The organism is Fischerella sp. JS2 (assembly GCF_032393985.1).
Classification (GTDB): Bacteria; Cyanobacteriota; Cyanobacteriia; order Cyanobacteriales; family Nostocaceae; genus Fischerella.
The window spans coordinates 4,519,580-4,537,528 of record NZ_CP135918.1 but is presented as its reverse complement, the minus strand read 5'-3'; the positions used below and the strand labels follow the sequence as shown (position 1 = coordinate 4,537,528).

The window sequence follows — 17,949 nt, the reverse complement described above, 5'->3', positions numbered from 1 at the left end:
AATCCCTATCAGGAATTGAAACAAACGCACGTCGTAGCTACAATCTGGATCGTCAAATAAGAGTAAAAATCACTTAAAATCCCTATCAGGAATTGAAACTGAGATGAAAACAGTCGAACAGTTAAAAGCAAGGTAAAAATCACTTAAAATCCCTATCAGGAATTGAAACTGCGTAACTATCATGCAAGGTTGGGAGAGCCCCGTAAAAATCACTTAAAATCCCTATCAGGAATTGAAACCCCTGATCAACGTGCCGACGAATGGGGCTATCTCGTAAAAATCACTTAAAATCCCTATCAGGAATTGAAACCTTAAGTTTTCTCATGTATCTGGGCGCTACAAAATACTGTAAAAATCACTTAAAATCCCTATCAGGAATTGAAACGCTACAATCTGGATAAGCAGGTACGCTATAAACGCAGGTAAAAATCACTTAAAATCCCTATCAGGAATTGAAACAATATAACTATTTGCTTGCCCAAAGGTTTGATTGGTAAAAATCACTTAAAATCCCTATCAGGAATTGAAACAGGAAACGCCAGATCTGGGGTTGCCCCACGAGTAGTAAAAATCACTTAAAATCCCTATCAGGAATTGAAACCTTCTAGATGTAGGGGAAAGACAAGTTGTTACTTTGTAAAAATCACTTAAAATCCCTATCAGGAATTGAAACCGCAAATTGGGACTTCTGGACAACAACTACAAAAAGTAAAAATCACTTAAAATCCCTATCAGGAATTGAAACATTCACTCAGCGTGATTTAAGTAAGTTAAAGAGGATAAAGTAAAAATCACTTAAAATCCCTATCAGGAATTGAAACAGGGAAGTGGGTGACCAAAAAGTAATTAGCTTTGGGTAAAAATCACTTAAAATCCCTATCAGGAATTGAAACATTCATAAAACAATGTCTTTCTCACAACAGGAAAATTTTCGTAAAAATCACTTAAAATCCCTATCAGGAATTGAAACCTATTCAAAAGTAGATGACGTAATTCTAAATACGTGTAAAAATCACTTAAAATCCCTATCAGGAATTGAAACATTTAGTTTTTCTACCTGTGCCAAGATGGCTGAGGGGTAAAAATCACTTAAAATCCCTATCAGGATCAGGGATTGAAACCACTTAGATCTGTACAAGAATCATACCCAATCCATGTAAAAATCACTTAAAATCCCTATCAGGGATTGAAACACTTCGGGCGCTCCTGGAGTTGCTGCAAGCACTTCCGTAAAAATCACTTAAAATCCCTATCAGGGATTGAAACCGAGAATTTCGAACTCAGCAATCAATTTAACGAAGTAAAAATCACTTAAAATCCCTATCAGGGATTGAAACCTTTTTGACTTACAAAGAAAAGCTACAGCTTTATTGTAAAAATCACTTAAAATCCCTATCAGGGATTGAAACAAAACCCACATGGGCATGGAGTAAACGATCCAACGTAAAAATCACTTAAAATCCCTATCAGGGATTGAAACTTGTTTATTTGAGTGAGTCAACCTCTGACCGTGTTTGGTAAAAATCACCTAAAATCCCTATCAGGGATTGAAACATAAAATAGCCTACAGATCCAAAGCACAAAGATGTGTAAAAATCACTTAAAATCCCTATCAGGGATTGAAACAGATCCAGTCGTCAGTTAATCAAATGAATAGTGAGGTAAAAATCACTTAAAATCCCTATCAGGAATTGAAACTCATTGCCTGTGACGGTGCGACAAGCTCAAAAGAGTAAAAATCACTTAAAATCCCTATCAGGAATTGAAACACTTTGGCTATAATCGCCCTGGCATGATGCCGCCGGAGTAAAAATCACAGAAATAAATAATACGTACAGAGCGATCGCTGTAAAAATCACTTAAAATTCCTATCAAGGATTGAAACAGGTGCGATCGCCTACCCGATTTATGTTTACCATTTTAGTAACCAAAAAATAACTATTTAGTAAAACTTTGGTAACTAAATAGCGACGAAATGGAGTATAAACTAGTAGAGTATTAATTATGACTAGTCTAAAATAGTTGCTAAAAAAAGGAATCGTAGGTTTCCTGTCAATTTACCCATAGTAAAAGAGATTCGCCTATCTTTGTAGGCGCATACTAGGGGAGTCTCCAAAACCTGAATGGCAGAAGCAATCTTGATTGATCGGGTGTCAAGTGCAGACAACTGGAATGAGGTATGCAAAGATTTAATTCAAGAAGCTGCTATTCGTAAAATTCCAGTTGAAGAATTGATTAAAGAAATTCTTAAAGCTAATGGATATGAGGACTCCATAGAAATAGAAGGAGTCGATTGGAGTAGTCTATTAGATAATAAAGAACCTGAAATAGACACATCAGAAGAATATGAAAATCAACTGTAGGTGATTCGCCCTAATTTGATGAAAGTTAAACTGGCGTATGATTTGGTCAGATTGAAAGCGAATGAAAAACCGTAATATAAAACCACACTGTTGTAGCAGTGTGGTGAGACTTACGTATAGCACTTTAAAATTAGGAGATTTAATTCATAATCACCATCGAGTGGTGTTATTGTAAGCTACAAAGTCAATGTTCAGCATTCCGGACGAAACACAAACATTTTTTGGACAACAACCTTAAGAAAAAATGATGTCGCAAAACAATCCCTGGACTATAGTCTTAGTCGTGATTGTGTCAATCGCTGCCACCCAGATAGGTTTTCGTAACCTGATGTGGTTTTTGGATACTGTTAATCTCATCCACACTCAGCCTTCTTCGCACCAGAGATAACGCTGAAGTAACGAAATAACTACTGTCTGTAGAAGAGGCAGATGGCAGAAGGAACCATCACAAATTATTAGAAAACTCTGCGTACCTCTGCGTACCCTCCGCACGCCTCTGCGTTAAAAAAACCAAACTTATACGCAAAACCTTACTTAAATCTATTATTTAAAAATAAAATCAGCGATCGCCACCTCATCTTTACTTGTTATAGTTTCTTGGGGAGGACTCAGCAGAACAGATAGCTGCATCAACTTCTTACCTCTAAGACGACGTGCAACGCGGCTAGGAATTCCGTAACCATAGACAATATGTCCTTGTCCAGCCAACACTACCAATCGATAATCTGGATTGGCTTTGACAAACTTAGCAATTCCTTCTGCCATTGTTTCATCCCATAATACTTGCGCCAAAAAAAAGCGTTCAGCACCAGAACTATTACCGTGTCCAGCATTTTGATGCTGTTGAAAAGCTTGTAGTGATAATTGTTTATACTTTTCGTTATCAGTGTGAATTTCCGAAAAAGGCGGAATAAATTGCCTTTCGGATACTGTAAGACTTTCTAATCCTTGACTTGCAACTTTGCGTGTAATTTCTGTCGGGGTGTTTAAAGCTAAAACAGGTAGTTGTTTCTCTTTGGCAAAGCGGAGAATCGGCGCGTAATCTTCCCAAGGGAAACCCCAGCGTTTTTCGTACTCACTTTTCTCTATCAGTTCTTGTTCCGTGAGTTTACCCGCGAGATATTGATCAACAGCACCTTGATAAGGACGCTGAAACATCTCCATCGCAATGGCAATTTTCGGATGACGCTGCTGGAGTTCCTGAATAATTTGTAGTTGATTTTGATGATCCACAGAACTGTCGTGAGTTTCTCCAAGATACACCACATCTGCTTTTGCTAATTCCGCGAACATTTGTTGACGACTATAAATAAAATTCTCTGGTTTGCCACAACTTTTATCCCAATCTGGAAAGATTGTATCGATATTGCTGGACGATGCAGCCATGACTAACTTGGGAGGACAGGGACTTTTGACAGTTTCAGCGCAAGCAGGTAAGGTCGAGAGTAAAAAGTAAAAAGTAAAAGTTAAAAGGTAAAAAAATAGTTTTTTGTTTTGGAAGCTTTGCTGTTCATTTGCTAAGATTCTTGCGTATGCCAGTAACTTGGTTTGCATAAATAGTGTCATTTTCTTTACACAACGCTGGATAGGTTCAGCTATTAATATGAAAGGACTGTGGCTAGAAAACAAGCAACTCCAATTACGTACTGATATCCCCATTCCCGAACCGCCACCAGGGGAAGCATTGGTACGGGTTTTATGTGCTGGTATTTGTAACACTGATTTAGAACTGACCAGAGGATATTACCCTTACACTGGCATTTTAGGTCATGAATTCGTCGGTGTTGTGGAACAAGGCCCAGAAAATTTAGTCAATCGCCGTGTAGTTGGCGAAATTAACGCTGTATGCGGTAAGTGTCGCTTTTGTCGTAGCGGTAACTCGACTCATTGCGAAAACCGAACTGTGCTTGGTATTGTGAACCGCAATGGTGCTTTTGCTGAGTATCTGTGTTTACCTGTAGAAAATCTGCATCTTGTACCAGAGAGTGTCCCCACAGCAGTAGCGACATTTACTGAACCTGTAGCTGCGGCATTGGAGATTCAGCAGCAGATAGCATTGCATCCAAATGATAAAGTGTTAGTAGTTGGGGATGGTAAGCTAGGACAATTAGTAGCCCAAACTCTCGCTTTGACAGGTTGTGACCTCTTGGTGGTGGGACGCCATCGTGATAAGCTAGCTAACTTAGAAGCACGAGGTATCAAAACAGGCTTCGCGGATGCAGTGACAGACAGGACTTTTGATATGTCCGTAGAGTGTACAGGCAATGCAGAAGGATTTGTGATCGCTCGCCGTGCTTTACGTCCCCGTGGTACGCTAGTACTAAAAAGCACCTATGCTGGCAATCTCAGTCTAGATGCTTCCTCTTTGGTCGTCGATGAAATTACTCTGATTGGTTCACGTTGTGGGCCGTTTGCACCTGCACTCGACCTACTTGCACAAGAGAAAGTGGACGTACAACCCCTGATTCAAGCCTGTTACCCACTTGCAGAAGCAATAGCAGCTTTTAGACATGCCCAAACAAAAGGTGTGTTAAAGGTACTATTGGAAACGGAGAATTGTTAGTGGGTGATAGGGAGGTGGGGATTAGGGGCAATGGGGAACTCCCCGGTCCTCTGGAGGGGATTAGGGGCAGTGGGGAGAATAAATAGTAACAAATGACAAATGACCACTAACCACTAACCACTAACAAACAACAAACAACTAATAAAACATTGAATTCGTTTTTGGTTGGTAATCTATGCATTGTATGGCCTCTTCCGTGTTAGCAATGGAAGGATGGACTGTGCATTTGAGACGATGATCATCGGTGAAATACTGACAACTGGCGCAGGGAATTTGGTGCATTTTTTGGGCTGTTTTGACGCCATCACGGGTTGCAGCCCACAGACTCCAAACAACTATAGTAACCAATATCCAAGCGCTGACAAAACAAATAGGTACAAGCAGCTTTTGAATTGCAAGAAAAAGAAAATGTATTATTTGCAACACGGCAATGATTGCGAAGATCTACAAAAAATGTGAGTGAGAAATGAGAAGTTATAGTTATATTAACTCTTCATTCCTCACTCATGACTTCTGACTAAAGAGATATCAGTTATCAGTTACCAGTTATCAGTTATCAGTTTTTGATAACTGTTGACTGTTGAGTGTTCACTAGATACCAGCATGACCAATTGCTAAACCAGCCACAAGCATTCCCAAGACCAGGAAAGGTTGGGCGCTGGCTTGATATTTGACATCATTAGTCAGGGGGTCACGCAGAAAATACATATCTTGCAAGGTAATTTGTGGGATGATGAGTAATGCCAGAATCGCAGCGTACAAATTTTCGTGGATGTAAACTAAATAACCAGCGATCGCACCTTGAAAGACATCAATCATGATCACACAAATCCAGGCTGCTGTCGTGACACCAAACATTACAGGCAGTGATTTTAATCCGAGTTTGCGATCACCTTCGACACTCTTGAAGTCATTGATGATACCAATGCCCAACCCAGCCAAACTGTAAATTAGGGTAAGAACAACTATTTTCCAGTTGAGTTCCCCAAATAAAGCATGACCAGTACACCAGGGGAAAGTAATATAACTTGCACCCAAGGCATAGCTACCTAACCAACCATTTTGCTTCAACTTCAAGGGTGGGGCAGAATAGATGTAGCCGACAAATGAACCGATGATCGCGATCATTGTAATTGTGGGAAATTCATTACCAGCCCATTTATCGAGGGCAAAGGCAACAGCTATACCAGCAATAAGTAATACCCAAATTTGCGTAATTACCTGGGGTATGGAAATTGCTCCAGAGGGAATTGGGCGGTAAGGTTCGTTGATAGCATCAATTTCGCGATCGTAGTAATCGTTCATGATTTGCACATAACCTGCCATCAATGGCCCTGATAGCACCATACAAACTGCTGCCTTCAGGACATTTTCTAGCGTCCAAGTAAATTCACCAGAAGAAGCCGCACCGCAGATTACACCCCACATTAGAGGAATCCAAGTGATTGGCTTCATCAGTTGTAGGCGGATTTTCCAAATCGAACTTTCTCCAGGTGCAGCACCTTTCATACCCAACAGTTGCCTGGTTTTAGCACTGCGGTCAACAGTACCATTTGCTTGGTCTGTGGGTGCGCTGGAATCAGGGGTAATGGGGGTTGAATCAGACATAGGCTGTACTTGTAAATTGGTAATTGATAATTTGTAATTGGTAATTGGTGAGACTACTTGCCGTCTTGGCTTATGCCGAGATGGCAAAGTAGCGAACCCGAAGGGTAATTTGGTAGTTTTCCTATTACCCATTACCGATTACCGATTACCTCTTCCCTAAAACGAGATTATCAAATAATTATTTTGGAATTTAGCGCCAGTAACAGGCCTGCCACTCAAGGCGGGAGGTAGGAAAATATTCCGTCTTTGGTCTCCAGCTTCAATAGTAACTTCTGGGCCGTATTGAGTAAGTTTGACCTGTTTTTTGTCAAATCCAGGCAAAAATAAGCTTACTTTGTGTTCTTGGATGTTAATTTCAATTGGTTTGGGAGCTTGTATCGCTTGTTCTACAAAGTTGGGTAGGGCATCAGTGAGGGCTTGCCAGTCCTCTGTTTTGACATCTGGAACCATACTCACATTTAGAGGAGTAAATTGCTCAGAAATTTGGACACCTGTATCATTAGATACAATAATAATACCACCCACGGTTAGACCAACTTGTTGAGCGCTACCCCAAAGATAGCGCGCAGAAGCAATTTCAACAGGATCATCGCTTGTTACCAAGAAAGCAGCAACTTGTTTGGGATCAGCGAGGGCGGCTCTACCCTTGTCTAAAAAGTTGTTAACTTGGTTAGTAGGTTGGGCAAAGTTATCCGATGTCCAGTTGATATTGAAAAAAGTGCTAATTAGCGGTTGAATCAAGGGCGATTCGGAAATTGCTTTACCGAGATCGGAATTGACAAACAATTGCCGGAATCGCCGCACGTACCAACTAAGAGATTCTGGCATCCCGAACATTCGCAAAGTCGAGGTGTCGCCATTGCCATCGTAGACGATCGCGTCATATTTACCGCTTTCGTAGTACTCGCGGATGGCGTTGAGGACAAGGGCGCTGTCCATCCCCGGTAAGACCGATAGTTCTTGACCGTATACCTCTTTGAGAATGGGCGTTTTGAGATATTGTGCTTCCAGTTTTTTCACATCCTCCCAACTACGTTCTAGTAGTACAGAAGTCTGAAACTGAACGACGTGCAAATTAGCAGCAATTTCTTGGGGGTCAAAACTAATAGGAACACCCAACAAAATTTGCAAAGCTGGTTCTGCACTCCCAGCTAAAAGTACACGCTTTCCTTGGCTTGCCAATTGTTTGGCTGCGGCGATCGCTACTTTTGTCCTAGCACTACCGCTTTTGCCCAAAAATGTCAATATCAGGGCCATTACTTGATTCCTATTTTTTACCGCCGATTTTTTCAACTCCAACTTAGCACTCGGCTGATTTGAGTAGCTTCCTTCTCAAGTTCAGCACTTAGAGGACACCCCGCTGATCGCTCATATCGATTTGAAAAAAGAATGCAACACATGAATAATTATGAGAACCCCTCCCCAACCCTCTCCGAGATCGGGGAGGGTGCCGTTAGGCGGGTGGGGTTATCTGCCCTTAAATATTTTTTGAATTAGTATTACTGCACTAGTTTGAGTTCATCTTCAAAAAACCAAGTGGCAAAATTATCATCAAATTTGACTACGATGCCAACACCGCTACCATCGGTCATTTTGTAACCTTCGATAGTACCGATTTGTCCTAGTCTTTTAACAATAGGAGCAGGTACGCGATCGCGCAAACGAAGAACCTTTACTTTTTGTCCGATTTCCATGCCAACTCACAATGCAATAAACCAAGACTCAGTGTACCGGAATCCGGTGTCCAGTGGGAGGTGGGGAGGTGGGGAGATGAGGTGGTGGGGGGAGTGTGTAGACACGCAAGTGGCTTCCCGTAGGGTGGAGTGTGAGGAGTAAAAACTACTAACTACTAACTACTAACCAATGACAAATGACTAAAATTAAATCAACTAGTAAGTAGGTATAGATCGATGTCAAATGCAGCGCAACAGTTGGAACAACAAATGCCTGATGCTACTCGATTATTAAGTGATGAACCAGAAATGGAAAGTTCTTTGCATTATCTTCAGTTGTTGTTATTGGTAACATCTTTAGAGTGGCTGTGGCGAGAGCAAAATGATTTTTTTATTGGTGCGAATCTGACGATTTATTTTAGTCGGCAGCAATTGCGAAATCGTGATTTTCGAGGCCCAGACTTTTTTTTAGTCAAGGATACAGAAAAGCGACCTCGTAATTCTTGGGTAGTTTGGGAAGAAGATGGTCGCTACCCAGATTTGATTATTGAATTGCTTTCTGATAGCACGGCTAATGTTGACCGGACTTTGAAGAAAAATCTTTATCAAAGCCGTTTTCATACACCAGAATATTTTTGGTTTTCACCAGAAACTCTGGAATTTGTTGGTTTGGAATTAGTTGGGAATCAGTATCAAGAAATTGTCCCCAATGCACAAGGATGGCGTTGGAGTCAAGTACTTGGTTTGTATTTAGGAATACACGAAAACAAATTACGCTATTTTACTGCGGGCGGTGATTTGGTTCCCACACCGGAAGAAGCTGCTTTTATAGCTCAACAACAAGCACAGCAAGCTCAACAACAAGCACAGCAGGCAACAGCTAAGGCAAATGATGCAGAATTACTTTTACAGCAGGAAAGACAGCGATCGCAACGTTTAGCTGAGCAGTTGCGTTCTTTGGGAATTGAACCAGATAAATTAACTTAGCCTCACAAAACCCAAGACTAGAAATTAACAGAGTCAATCCTATAACCATTTGTGGTAAAATCACCTAAATATTTTTGCTGCTATTTTGGAGTAGCAACTATTTTCCATAAAATAACAAAGGAACTTTCATAACGAATCGGCTTCAAAAAAAGCAATTAGGTGTGTAGGAAGTGAGCGAGGAAACAAAAATTGTTGCAAACCATGCGAGGAGTTGTCCGAAAAGCAGGAAAGCTGAAAAAATGGCTACCAATCAATGAATTGTGGTGGGCAAAATTTGATTTATTAAGAGCGTTGGTAAGACGCGATTTAGAAGCCCGCTACAAAGGTTCGATTCTAGGTAATTTGTGGCCTCTATTGAATCAGCTATCGCAGTTACTGATTTACACTTATGTATTTTCGATAGTTTTAAAAGTAAAACTCAGTCTTAAAGGCGTTCCAGAAAACAATTTTACCTTTGGTTTGTGGTTATTTGCTGGTTTACTACCTTGGATTGCTTTTAGCAGTGGATTAATTCAGGCTGCAAATTCCGTAGTAGGACAACCAAATTTAGTTAAAAAAGTAGTGTTTCCTCTGGCTTTATTACCACTAGTACCAACTTTATCAACGTTCATTGAAAGTTCCTTTGGATTAATGGCGTTGATTTTTTTTGTAGCTGTATCTACCCATACTTTACATTCAACTTTAGCGCTGTTGCCGTTAATCTGGATAACACAATTATTGTTAACAGCAGGATTAGGTTATCTCATGGCAGGGTTAACCGTGTTTTTGCGAGATATTCCCCAAACTTTAGGAGTAATTCTCAATATTTGGTTGTATTTAACTCCAATTCTTTATCCAGCAACAGCAATTCCAGAAACGTGGAGAAATTGGGTGTTTTGGTTAAATCCCATGACAGCTATTGCTGAAGTTTACCGCGATTTAGTTTTAGTGGGAGAAGTCAAGCATTGGGGTGAATGGGGAGCCACTACTGTAATATCTGCAATTGTATTTTGTATAGGTTTTTTAGTCTATAAAAGATTGCGCCCAGCGTTTGCTGATGTTTTGTAAATAGCTGCGTGCAACTAACTCAAACAGAAACCTTATACTGTTTGATGACATTAATGTGTAGAATTTAGCACAGTTCTTTTTGAAAGCGTGTGTAGTGATATGGGTGAGGAGATTGCAATTTCACTAAAGAATATCTCTAAGTGCTACAAGCGCTATGCTCGTCCCGTTGATAAACTCAAAGAAATCTTATTACGTGGTCAGAATCATGCTCAAGAGTTTTGGGCTTTACGGGATATTAACCTGGAAATTCCTAAAGGTGAAACTGTAGGAATTATTGGTCAAAATGGCTCTGGTAAAAGTACGCTATTACAAATTGTTGCTGGAACCCTCACGCCTACTACAGGTGAGGTGTGGGTAAATGGACGAGTTTCCGCGTTATTAGAACTGGGTAGTGGTTTTAATCCAGAGTTTACAGGACGACAAAATGTATTTTTTAATGGGCAAATTTTAGGTTTAAGTAAAGAACAAATAGAAGCAAAATTTGATGACATTGCAGCTTTCGCTGAAATTGGTGATTTTATAGAACATCCAGTTAAAACCTATTCTAGTGGAATGGTGGTCAGGTTGGCATTTGCAGTTATTGCCAATACGGAACCAAGTATTTTAATAGTCGATGAAGCTTTAGCTGTAGGCGATGCGAGATTTCAAGCTCGCTGCATGAAGCGAATTCGAGAAATGAAAGACCAGGGAGTAACTCTTTTATTCGTTTCTCATGATTCTTCAAGTGTCAAAATGTTGTGTAAAACTGCTGTGTTAATGAATCATGGCAGAGTTCTAGAAATAGGTAAACCCAAAGAAGTAGTCAATCATTATATTGCTTTATTAAGTACTGAAAAAATAGAAAATTATACTTCTTCTGTGTCTGAGAAAGAGAACGAAGAAATCAGGCAAAATGAAAGCCACGATAATTTTGTCGTAGAAGAACCCCAGAGAAAGGCTTTGCACAGACATGGAAATCAGCTGGCGATTATTAATAGTGTTACAATTACTGATTTAGATAATCAAGAACTTAGCAAGGTCGAAACAGGGTCAGTTTTTCAGGTTATAGTTTGCTTGGAAGCTAAGGGAGAACTTTCTGATTTGGTTGTAGGTATCTCCCTAAGAAATTTAATGGGATTAGTGATATATGGTACTAATACTTACCTCATGAATGTCAAGTTACCAAAACTGACAGCATGTCAAAAATTAACAGTTTATTTTCAAGTTCCCTGTTACCTGAATAAAGGTGTTTACACTTTAACAGTGGGTGTACATTCAGAAGAAGGGATAAGTTATGACTGGATTGATGAACTAGTTGTTTTTGAAGTTAATAACACTGTTTACTGTGACGGTATAGTAGATTTAAAATCTACCATAAAAATTGGTGAAGAAAAATGTTATGCAGTGGTTCAAGAAATATAAAGAAAAAGTATGTTTGAATCTAGCCAGCCTGAAATTAATGTTGAAGAATTGATGCAAAAAATTCGAGAGGATGTAGCTAAGCGAAATCATAACTCTCAAGTGTCATCTGTTTCTACCCCAAATATTTCCTCCTCCACTATTGATACAACAAAAATTAATCGGAGCTTCAGCCTGATTGAAGGATTACTGAGAAATGCAGAATCTAGAGCAGTTGTCCGCACAAAGTGGCCAGAGAATTTAAATCGGTTTCCTTATAACTTAAGTCGAGGTCTGCAAAAAATAGCATTAAAAATACTAAATTTTATATTTAAAGATCAACGAGAAGTAAACTTCAATGTCATTAACGCTTTAAAAGAGTCTGTAGCACTGAATCGGCAGTTAAGTGGACAAATAGCAAGTTTGCGATCGCAATTAGATGAATGCCTAAATATTGTAGATACTCGCTTACAAAAAATGGATGAGCGTTTAGATCTCATAGATATGAATCTACAAAGACTAGACGAACGTCTCAGTACTGCTGACAGTAGCATTCAAAAGCTGGATGAGCGTTTGCATCATCTAAATAGCAGCATCCAAAAAGTAGATAATAATTTTAATAAAATTGATACTCAGACAAATACTTCGATAAACAGTATACAAGAACATTTAAATGCAGCTAACAGTCGAATAGAAGCTATAGATGAGCATCTGATTTCTGTGGATACTCTAGTTCATGCACTAGATGAACGTTCTATTAGAAACGAAAGTTATCTCAAAAACGATTTGATGCAGCAGAAGCGCCTGATAACATTGTTTCTGGAAGAGGCATGGCAAAGATTACCAGAACCTTTTACTCAACAACAATTGCAAAGCTTTGCAGAGGAAAAACAACATTTACTAGATGCATTGTATGTTGCTTTTGAAGACCAATTTCGAGGTAGCAGAGATCTTATTCTTAATAGATTAAAAGTTTATTTGCCCTTAATTGCAGAAGCAAAGGTTGGTACACCAGAAACACCTATTTTAGATGTAGGATGCGGACGGGGTGAATGGTTAGAACTGCTACAGGAATCTGGTTATACGGCAAAAGGTCTAGATATTAACAGAGTCATGCTAGAGCAATGTCGCCTTAAAGGGCTGGAGGTGATAGAAGCAGATGTCATTGCATATTTGCAATCTTTACCAGATGCCGCCACGGGAGCAATCACTGGATTTCATATTATTGAGCATTTGCCATTTGAAGCGTTAATAAAGTTATTGCTTGAGACAGCAAGAGTATTAAAGCCTGGTGGATTGGCAATTTTTGAAACACCAAATCCCGAAAACATAATAGTAGGTTCATGTAATTTCTATTCAGATCCTACTCATCGAAATCCCTTGTTTCCACCAACAGTTAAATTTCTCATGGAACAATATGGTTTTGCAAATGTTGAACTTCTGCGCTTACGTGAGTTTCGTACAGAAGATAACCTTAAATTTATCGAAGCAGATCATCCTTTAGCACCTACACTCAATCCAATTATTGAAATTATCAAATCTCGTTTTTGTGCAGCACCAGATTTTGCAGTAGTTGGCAAGAAAGCTTAATGAAAAATATTCTAATTACATTCGTGACTCCCTGGTACGGTTACTTTGCAGGAGGAGCAGAAGTAGCAGCTAGATCCTTGGCAGAACAATTAGCTAAAAGAGGATGTGATGTCCAAGTTCTGACAACTTGTTGTCGTTCTCCTTTTGAGAATTGGTGGCAGAATACATTACCATCAGGTGTTGAGCAGCTTAATGGCGTGACTGTGCGACGTTTTCCTGTAAATAATCAGGGAGAAGACCTTTATCATGCAGCCAACTATAAAATTATTCACGGAATACAAATAGATGAAAAATATCAGCGTCAGTTTGTCAATCACAGCATTAATAGTCAAGCCTTAATTGATTTTGCTTGTGTCAATACTAGGGGTCATTTAGTAATTGGTCTACCATACATTTATGGTTTAACCTATTCCTTGGTTAAAGCATTAAACGGTAGAGCCAGTATTATGCCATGTTTTCATGATGAGCCTCAGTTGAAATGGATAACTTCAGCAGAAATGATGACTCTGAGTCGGCAAATTTTATTTTTAACAGAAGCAGAAAAAACACTAGCAATTCAGCAATTTGGTCAAGTAGTTGGTCGAAGACTTGTAGAAAGCACTGTGATTGGAGTAGGCATAGAATTACCTGCTAATATTAAAAAAATACTCGATAAAAATGATTATAGTTATAGTAAAGATATTAAATTAAAGTATCAGCTACCAGAAAAATTTTTTGTATATGTTGGTCGCAAAGATATTGGCAAAAATATCTTGACATTAATAAATTACTTCCAAGACTATCAGGCAAGTGGAGGCGAAGCCAGTCTGGTATTTTTAGGAGGAGGTGATGCTAACCTCTTACCTAAAGATAAGGAGTTTATTGACTTGGGATTTTTGCCGGAAGAAGATAAATACTTAATTATTTCCCAAGCGCAGGGTTTGATTAACTTGTCTGTGAATGAAAGTTTTTCATTGGTACTCATGGAGGCTTGGCTTTGCGAAATACCGGTAATTGTTCATCGAGGATGTGAAGTAACTACCGGACATTGCTTGAATAGCCAAGGAGGTATACCAATTTCATCTAGTGAAGAATTTCAAGCTGCATTGAAAGTATTGAGCAACGAAGATACCAACAAGATTTTAGCTAGGTTTGGTAAACGTTACGTGCAATCAAAATATTCTTGGGATTCTGTAATTGATCGTTTTTTGAGGAGTGCGTATCAAGGATGAGATTTTTAATCGATGGTCAAACACTTTCTACTCCGGAAATTCATCGTGGGATAGGTGTAGTTTTTAAACAGATATGCGAACAATTGGTACTACATGATATTAGCAAAGAGTGGTTGATCACCGTTCGCGATCGCTCAGACTTAAAGCATTTTAGTCATGCAGTACAGAAACGGTTAATACCTATTATAGTCAATGAATCTTTGAATCAAGATGATTATATTAACCAAACAAAACATTACAGTCAATTATTGAATCAAGTAGTCACTGAGCTAAAAATCGATGCTTACTGGGTTCCTAACCCATTAATGGTAAATGTCGTTTTGCCAACAGATTTGTCTAATGTAACTATTTTCGCAACAATATACGATCTGATACCACTATTAATGCCAGATTATTACATAGCTAAGTGGCCAGATCATATTAAAGCAGAGTATAAGCGAAGGATTGAAATACTTCCAACTTGGGCAGACAAATTGATATTTATTTCGGAAAGTGCCAAAAAAGATTATGAAAAAATAGATCCTCGTGTAGCAAATAAATCATTAGCCATACCCTTAGCAGTAGATCATACTAAATTTTGGTCATACATTTCACCTAGAGATAAATCCCAAGAACCTTATATTCTATTTACAGGAGGCTTTGATCCCAGAAAAAATATGTATGCGGCACTCGAAGCCTTTTCATATCTTGTCAAAGATAACTATCAAGAATTTAATAATCTAAAGTTCTATGTAGTTTGTGCTTACAATGAACAAGAAAAGAGAGATTACGAACATTTTGCAGCTAAATTAGGTGTTTTAGACAAGCTTGTCCTTACTGGATATGTAAAGGATGAAGAACTAATTACTCTTTACCGCCAAGCTAGCATCTTTTTCTTTCCTTCACGCTATGAAGGCTTTGGACTACCTGTACTAGAAGCTTTAGCATGTGGTTTACCAGTTGTAACTACCAATGTTTCATCGATTCCAGAAGTTGCAGGAGATTTAGCTTACTATTGTTCGCCAGATGATCCAAAAGATATGGCTATTGCTTTGAAGAAAGCTCTTTGCGATCGCGCTAACAATCAAAGCAGGCAACAAGATTATATCCAACATGCAAAAGAATTTACATGGTCTAAAACTACTGCAAACTACTTTAGATTATTTACCAACACTTTATTTGATGTAAATACCTCAGAAAAATTAAACTACTACAAAATTGCTTATGTATCACCCTGGCCTCCTCAACGCTCAGGTATTGCAAACTATAGTTATGAAATTGTTCGTTACCTGAAAGAGTATGCAGACATTACTCTTTATGTAGATAATGAACAAGAGTGTAGAACCGATACATTAGAATTACCACTCAAGAATATATCTGCACTACCCAAAGATGTAGATAAATATGACTGTATTGTCTACCATATTGGCAATAACACTAAATTTCATCAAGAAATTTACCGAATGGCATGGCAGTATCCTGGTATTGTGGTACTTCATGAATTAAATATTCATCCCTTTCTAGCAGATGCATTTTTAAATACAAAAGATGAGTATTTATATGCAGATGCATTAAGAGAAGGATATGGTGAGCAAGGAGCATCTAGTTATGATGATGTCAAATTTAAAAGAATTAATCCGAATATATGGACATTTCCTTTATCCCATGCTTTAGTGAAGCGAAGTATTGCCACTATCGTTCATAGCCAGTGGGTAAAGGAGCAACTGCAAGAAATTAAAAATATTTTCGTCATTCCTCATGGCTCTGTATATAAAACTGTTTTTAATATAGAAGATGATGTAATTGCGTTAAAAAAACGTTTTGGTATTTCAGAGAAGAATTTTCTTATTTCTACTTTTGGTTTTGTTAATGTACTTAAACGTATACCTACTATTTTAGAAGCTATCAAGATACTGATTGACCTGGGTTATCCCATTCAGTTGTTTATAGGCGGTGAGTTGCTCGAACCTTCTCTTAGGATAGAAGAGAAAATTGAGACATTAGGTATTTCAAATAATGTAATAATCAGTGGTTATTTGAGTGATGAAGATTTTGATCACTGTATAAAGATGAGTGACATTATTCTCAATCTTAGATATCCAAGTCTAGGTGAATCTTCTGGCGTTTTGATGAAGGCATTTAGCTATGGTAAAGCTTGTATTGTGAGCGACTACCAACAATTTTCTGAGTTACCAGATTCTATATGTTGGAAGGTAGATGTAGGTGATTTAGAAGTTCCACTGTTAGTAGCTTATTTAGAAGAATTGATGCGTAATCCAGCAGCTAGAAAACAGCTAGGTAAGAATGCAGCTTTTTTTAGTGCTAATTATTCTTCCTATGAGATTGCAGGTAAGTTGTATAGCCTCGCAATTAGTAGAGTAATGCAAGTTAAGAAATTAATTCTTCTGTAACGCCAGGAGGCGACGATATCACTGATGTGTCTCACAGGCTTGAGCTTTATTATAATCGGGGTCATATTAGTAGTCTGGCAAAAATAAAATAAGTTACAGCCATGACCAAAAAAGCCCTAATTACCGGATTAACTGGACAAGACGGTTCTTATCTGGCCGAACTCCTTTTAGATAAAGGCTACCAAGTATTCGGCCTAGTCCGCCGTTCTAGCACAAGTAACCTAGAACGCATTAGTCATTTGTCTAACCGAATTCAAATTGTATCCGGTGACTTGTTAGATCAGTCTTCGCTGATGGATGTGGTGACTGAGTGTCAACCAGATGAGATATATAACCTTGCATCCCAAAGTTATGTTCCCCTGTCTTGGACACAACCAGCGCTGACTGCGGAATACACTGCCTTAGGGGTATCGCGCCTCTTAGAAGCGATTCGGCGCTGTAAACCTGATGCTAAATTTTACCAAGCTTCCAGTAGCGAAGTTTTTGGGCAACCGGATGAATCACCCCAAACCGAACGTACTGCTTTTCGTCCACGCAACCCTTATGGTGTTGCCAAAGCTTACGCTCATTGGATGACAGTCAACTATCGGCAAAAGTACAATCTTTTTGGTTGCTGTGGGATCACCTACACCCATGAATCTCCTCGTCGCGGTACAGAGTTTGTCTTTCGCAAAGTTACCCACACTGCGGCAATGATTAAACTAGGTTTAGCCCAAGAATTAAAACTTGGTAATTTAGATGCACGTCGTGACTGGTGCTACGCCAAAGATGCAGTACATGCAATGTGGTTGATGTTGCAGCAAAGTAAAGCAGATGACTATATCATAGCTAGTGGTGAAACTCATTCGGTGCGAGAACTGGTAGAATGTGCCTTTAACTATTTAGATTTGAACTGGGATGATTATGTATCTGTTGATCCTGTATTTTACCGTCCAGATGAGCCTATAGAACTAGTCGGTTGCGTTTATAAAATTAAAGCTGAATTAGGTTGGAAGCCCCAGTATTCCTTTGAACAGATGGTGCAGCTAATGGTTGATCATGATTTGAAAGAATTGAGTAACAAGTAATAGTTTTATAAATTTAATTTTGTCTTGCAGCTACTGTTTTAATGTATCAGTTTGCTGCTTTATCATCTATGCT

Annotated in this window: 14 protein-coding genes and 1 CRISPR repeat array (1 of these 15 running past the window's edge); of the genes, 9 read left to right on the top strand and 5 right to left on the bottom strand. The window is 38.8% G+C overall.

Translation table 11 applies throughout. From position 1 onward, the window contains the following. Positions 1-1,885: a CRISPR direct-repeat array (repeat unit 37 nt; unit sequence GTAAAAATCACTTAAAATCCCTATCAGGAATTGAAAC) (it extends 821 nt beyond the left edge of the window). 238 nt (positions 1,886-2,123) lie between these two features. Next, positions 2,124-2,363, top strand: a complete 240-nt coding sequence (locus RS893_RS19205) for a hypothetical protein (protein WP_315786968.1) — start codon at positions 2,124-2,126, stop codon at positions 2,361-2,363. A 543-nt stretch (positions 2,364-2,906) separates the two neighbouring features. On the opposite strand, the gene RS893_RS19200 is transcribed toward RS893_RS19205, so the two are convergent. Then, complete coding sequence (locus RS893_RS19200) at positions 2,907-3,929, bottom strand: ChaN family lipoprotein (protein ID WP_315786966.1); 1,023 nt, start codon at positions 3,927-3,929, stop codon at positions 2,907-2,909. Between the two features lie 37 nt (positions 3,930-3,966). On the opposite strand from RS893_RS19200, the gene RS893_RS19195 reads away from it, so the two are divergent. Then, entirely contained in the window at positions 3,967-4,926 is a 960-nt protein-coding gene (locus tag RS893_RS19195) for an MDR/zinc-dependent alcohol dehydrogenase-like family protein (protein ID WP_315786964.1), read from the top strand. 138 nt (positions 4,927-5,064) lie between these two features. Here the strand turns inward: RS893_RS19195 and RS893_RS19190 are convergent, their stop codons facing one another. The 4 genes from RS893_RS19190 to petP all read right to left on the bottom strand — a co-directional run bounded on the left by RS893_RS19190 (position 5,065) and on the right by petP (position 8,228). After that, entirely contained in the window at positions 5,065-5,352 is a 288-nt protein-coding gene (locus RS893_RS19190; RefSeq protein WP_315786962.1) for a hypothetical protein, read from the bottom strand. A 165-nt stretch (positions 5,353-5,517) separates the two neighbouring features. Further along, complete coding sequence (gene chlG / locus RS893_RS19185) at positions 5,518-6,534, bottom strand: chlorophyll synthase ChlG (RefSeq protein ID WP_315792028.1); 1,017 nt, start codon at positions 6,532-6,534, stop codon at positions 5,518-5,520. A gap of 156 nt (positions 6,535-6,690) precedes the next feature. Beyond that, on the bottom strand, positions 6,691-7,791 hold the full coding sequence (locus RS893_RS19180) for a Get3/ArsA fold putative tail anchor-mediating ATPase NosAFP (RefSeq protein WP_315786960.1): 1,101 nt from the start codon (positions 7,789-7,791) through the stop codon (positions 6,691-6,693). A gap of 242 nt (positions 7,792-8,033) precedes the next feature. Beyond that, positions 8,034-8,228, bottom strand: coding sequence for a cytochrome b6f subunit PetP (gene petP, locus RS893_RS19175; protein ID WP_315786958.1), 195 nt, complete (start codon positions 8,226-8,228; stop codon positions 8,034-8,036). A 216-nt stretch (positions 8,229-8,444) separates the two neighbouring features. Here petP and RS893_RS19170 point away from each other — a divergent pair, with 216 nt between their 5' ends. The 7 genes from RS893_RS19170 (at position 8,445) to RS893_RS19140 (ending at position 17,876) form a co-directional block, all read left to right on the top strand. Beyond that, the gene (locus RS893_RS19170; RefSeq protein ID WP_315786956.1) at positions 8,445-9,194 is read left to right on the top strand and encodes a Uma2 family endonuclease; all 750 of its coding nucleotides are present in this window, start codon (positions 8,445-8,447) and stop codon (positions 9,192-9,194) included. 201 nt (positions 9,195-9,395) lie between these two features. Continuing rightward, positions 9,396-10,241, top strand: coding sequence for an ABC transporter permease (locus RS893_RS19165; protein ID WP_315792027.1), 846 nt, complete (start codon positions 9,396-9,398; stop codon positions 10,239-10,241). Positions 10,242-10,340: 99 nt separating this feature from the next. Continuing rightward, on the top strand, positions 10,341-11,642 hold the full coding sequence (locus RS893_RS19160; protein WP_315786954.1) for an ABC transporter ATP-binding protein: 1,302 nt from the start codon (positions 10,341-10,343) through the stop codon (positions 11,640-11,642). Between the two features lie 9 nt (positions 11,643-11,651). Next, positions 11,652-13,208 carry a class I SAM-dependent methyltransferase gene (locus RS893_RS19155; RefSeq protein WP_315786952.1) on the top strand — a complete coding sequence of 519 codons (1,557 nt, stop codon included), beginning with the start codon at positions 11,652-11,654 and terminating at the stop codon, positions 13,206-13,208. Then, positions 13,208-14,419 (top strand): glycosyltransferase family 4 protein, encoded by a 1,212-nt coding sequence (locus RS893_RS19150; RefSeq protein WP_315786950.1) that lies wholly within the window; start codon positions 13,208-13,210, stop codon positions 14,417-14,419. The genes RS893_RS19155 and RS893_RS19150 overlap by 1 nt, the downstream gene beginning before the upstream one ends. Beyond that, complete coding sequence (locus RS893_RS19145) at positions 14,416-16,809, top strand: glycosyltransferase (RefSeq protein ID WP_315786948.1); 2,394 nt, start codon at positions 14,416-14,418, stop codon at positions 16,807-16,809. Before RS893_RS19150 ends, RS893_RS19145 begins: the two co-directional genes overlap by 4 nt. Positions 16,810-16,910: 101 nt before the next feature. Further along, complete coding sequence (locus RS893_RS19140; RefSeq protein WP_315786946.1) at positions 16,911-17,876, top strand: GDP-mannose 4,6-dehydratase; 966 nt, start codon at positions 16,911-16,913, stop codon at positions 17,874-17,876. The last annotated feature ends 73 nt before the right edge of the window (positions 17,877-17,949 follow it).

Coding starts and splice junctions, on each gene's coding strand:
- RS893_RS19170 (WP_315786956.1), top strand. CDS start 8,445: ATGTCAAATGCAGCGCAACAGTTGGAACAACAAATGCCTGATGCTACT.
- RS893_RS19150 (WP_315786950.1), top strand. CDS start 13,208: ATGAAAAATATTCTAATTACATTCGTGACTCCCTGGTACGGTTACTTT.
- RS893_RS19180 (WP_315786960.1), bottom strand. CDS start 7,791: ATGGCCCTGATATTGACATTTTTGGGCAAAAGCGGTAGTGCTAGGACA.
- RS893_RS19145 (WP_315786948.1), top strand. CDS start 14,416: ATGAGATTTTTAATCGATGGTCAAACACTTTCTACTCCGGAAATTCAT.
- RS893_RS19160 (WP_315786954.1), top strand. CDS start 10,341: ATGGGTGAGGAGATTGCAATTTCACTAAAGAATATCTCTAAGTGCTAC.
- chlG (WP_315792028.1), bottom strand. CDS start 6,534: ATGTCTGATTCAACCCCCATTACCCCTGATTCCAGCGCACCCACAGAC.
- RS893_RS19200 (WP_315786966.1), bottom strand. CDS start 3,929: ATGACACTATTTATGCAAACCAAGTTACTGGCATACGCAAGAATCTTA.
- RS893_RS19140 (WP_315786946.1), top strand. CDS start 16,911: ATGACCAAAAAAGCCCTAATTACCGGATTAACTGGACAAGACGGTTCT.
- RS893_RS19155 (WP_315786952.1), top strand. CDS start 11,652: ATGTTTGAATCTAGCCAGCCTGAAATTAATGTTGAAGAATTGATGCAA.
- petP (WP_315786958.1), bottom strand. CDS start 8,228: ATGGAAATCGGACAAAAAGTAAAGGTTCTTCGTTTGCGCGATCGCGTA.
- RS893_RS19165 (WP_315792027.1), top strand. CDS start 9,396: ATGCGAGGAGTTGTCCGAAAAGCAGGAAAGCTGAAAAAATGGCTACCA.
- RS893_RS19195 (WP_315786964.1), top strand. CDS start 3,967: ATGAAAGGACTGTGGCTAGAAAACAAGCAACTCCAATTACGTACTGAT.
- RS893_RS19205 (WP_315786968.1), top strand. CDS start 2,124: ATGGCAGAAGCAATCTTGATTGATCGGGTGTCAAGTGCAGACAACTGG.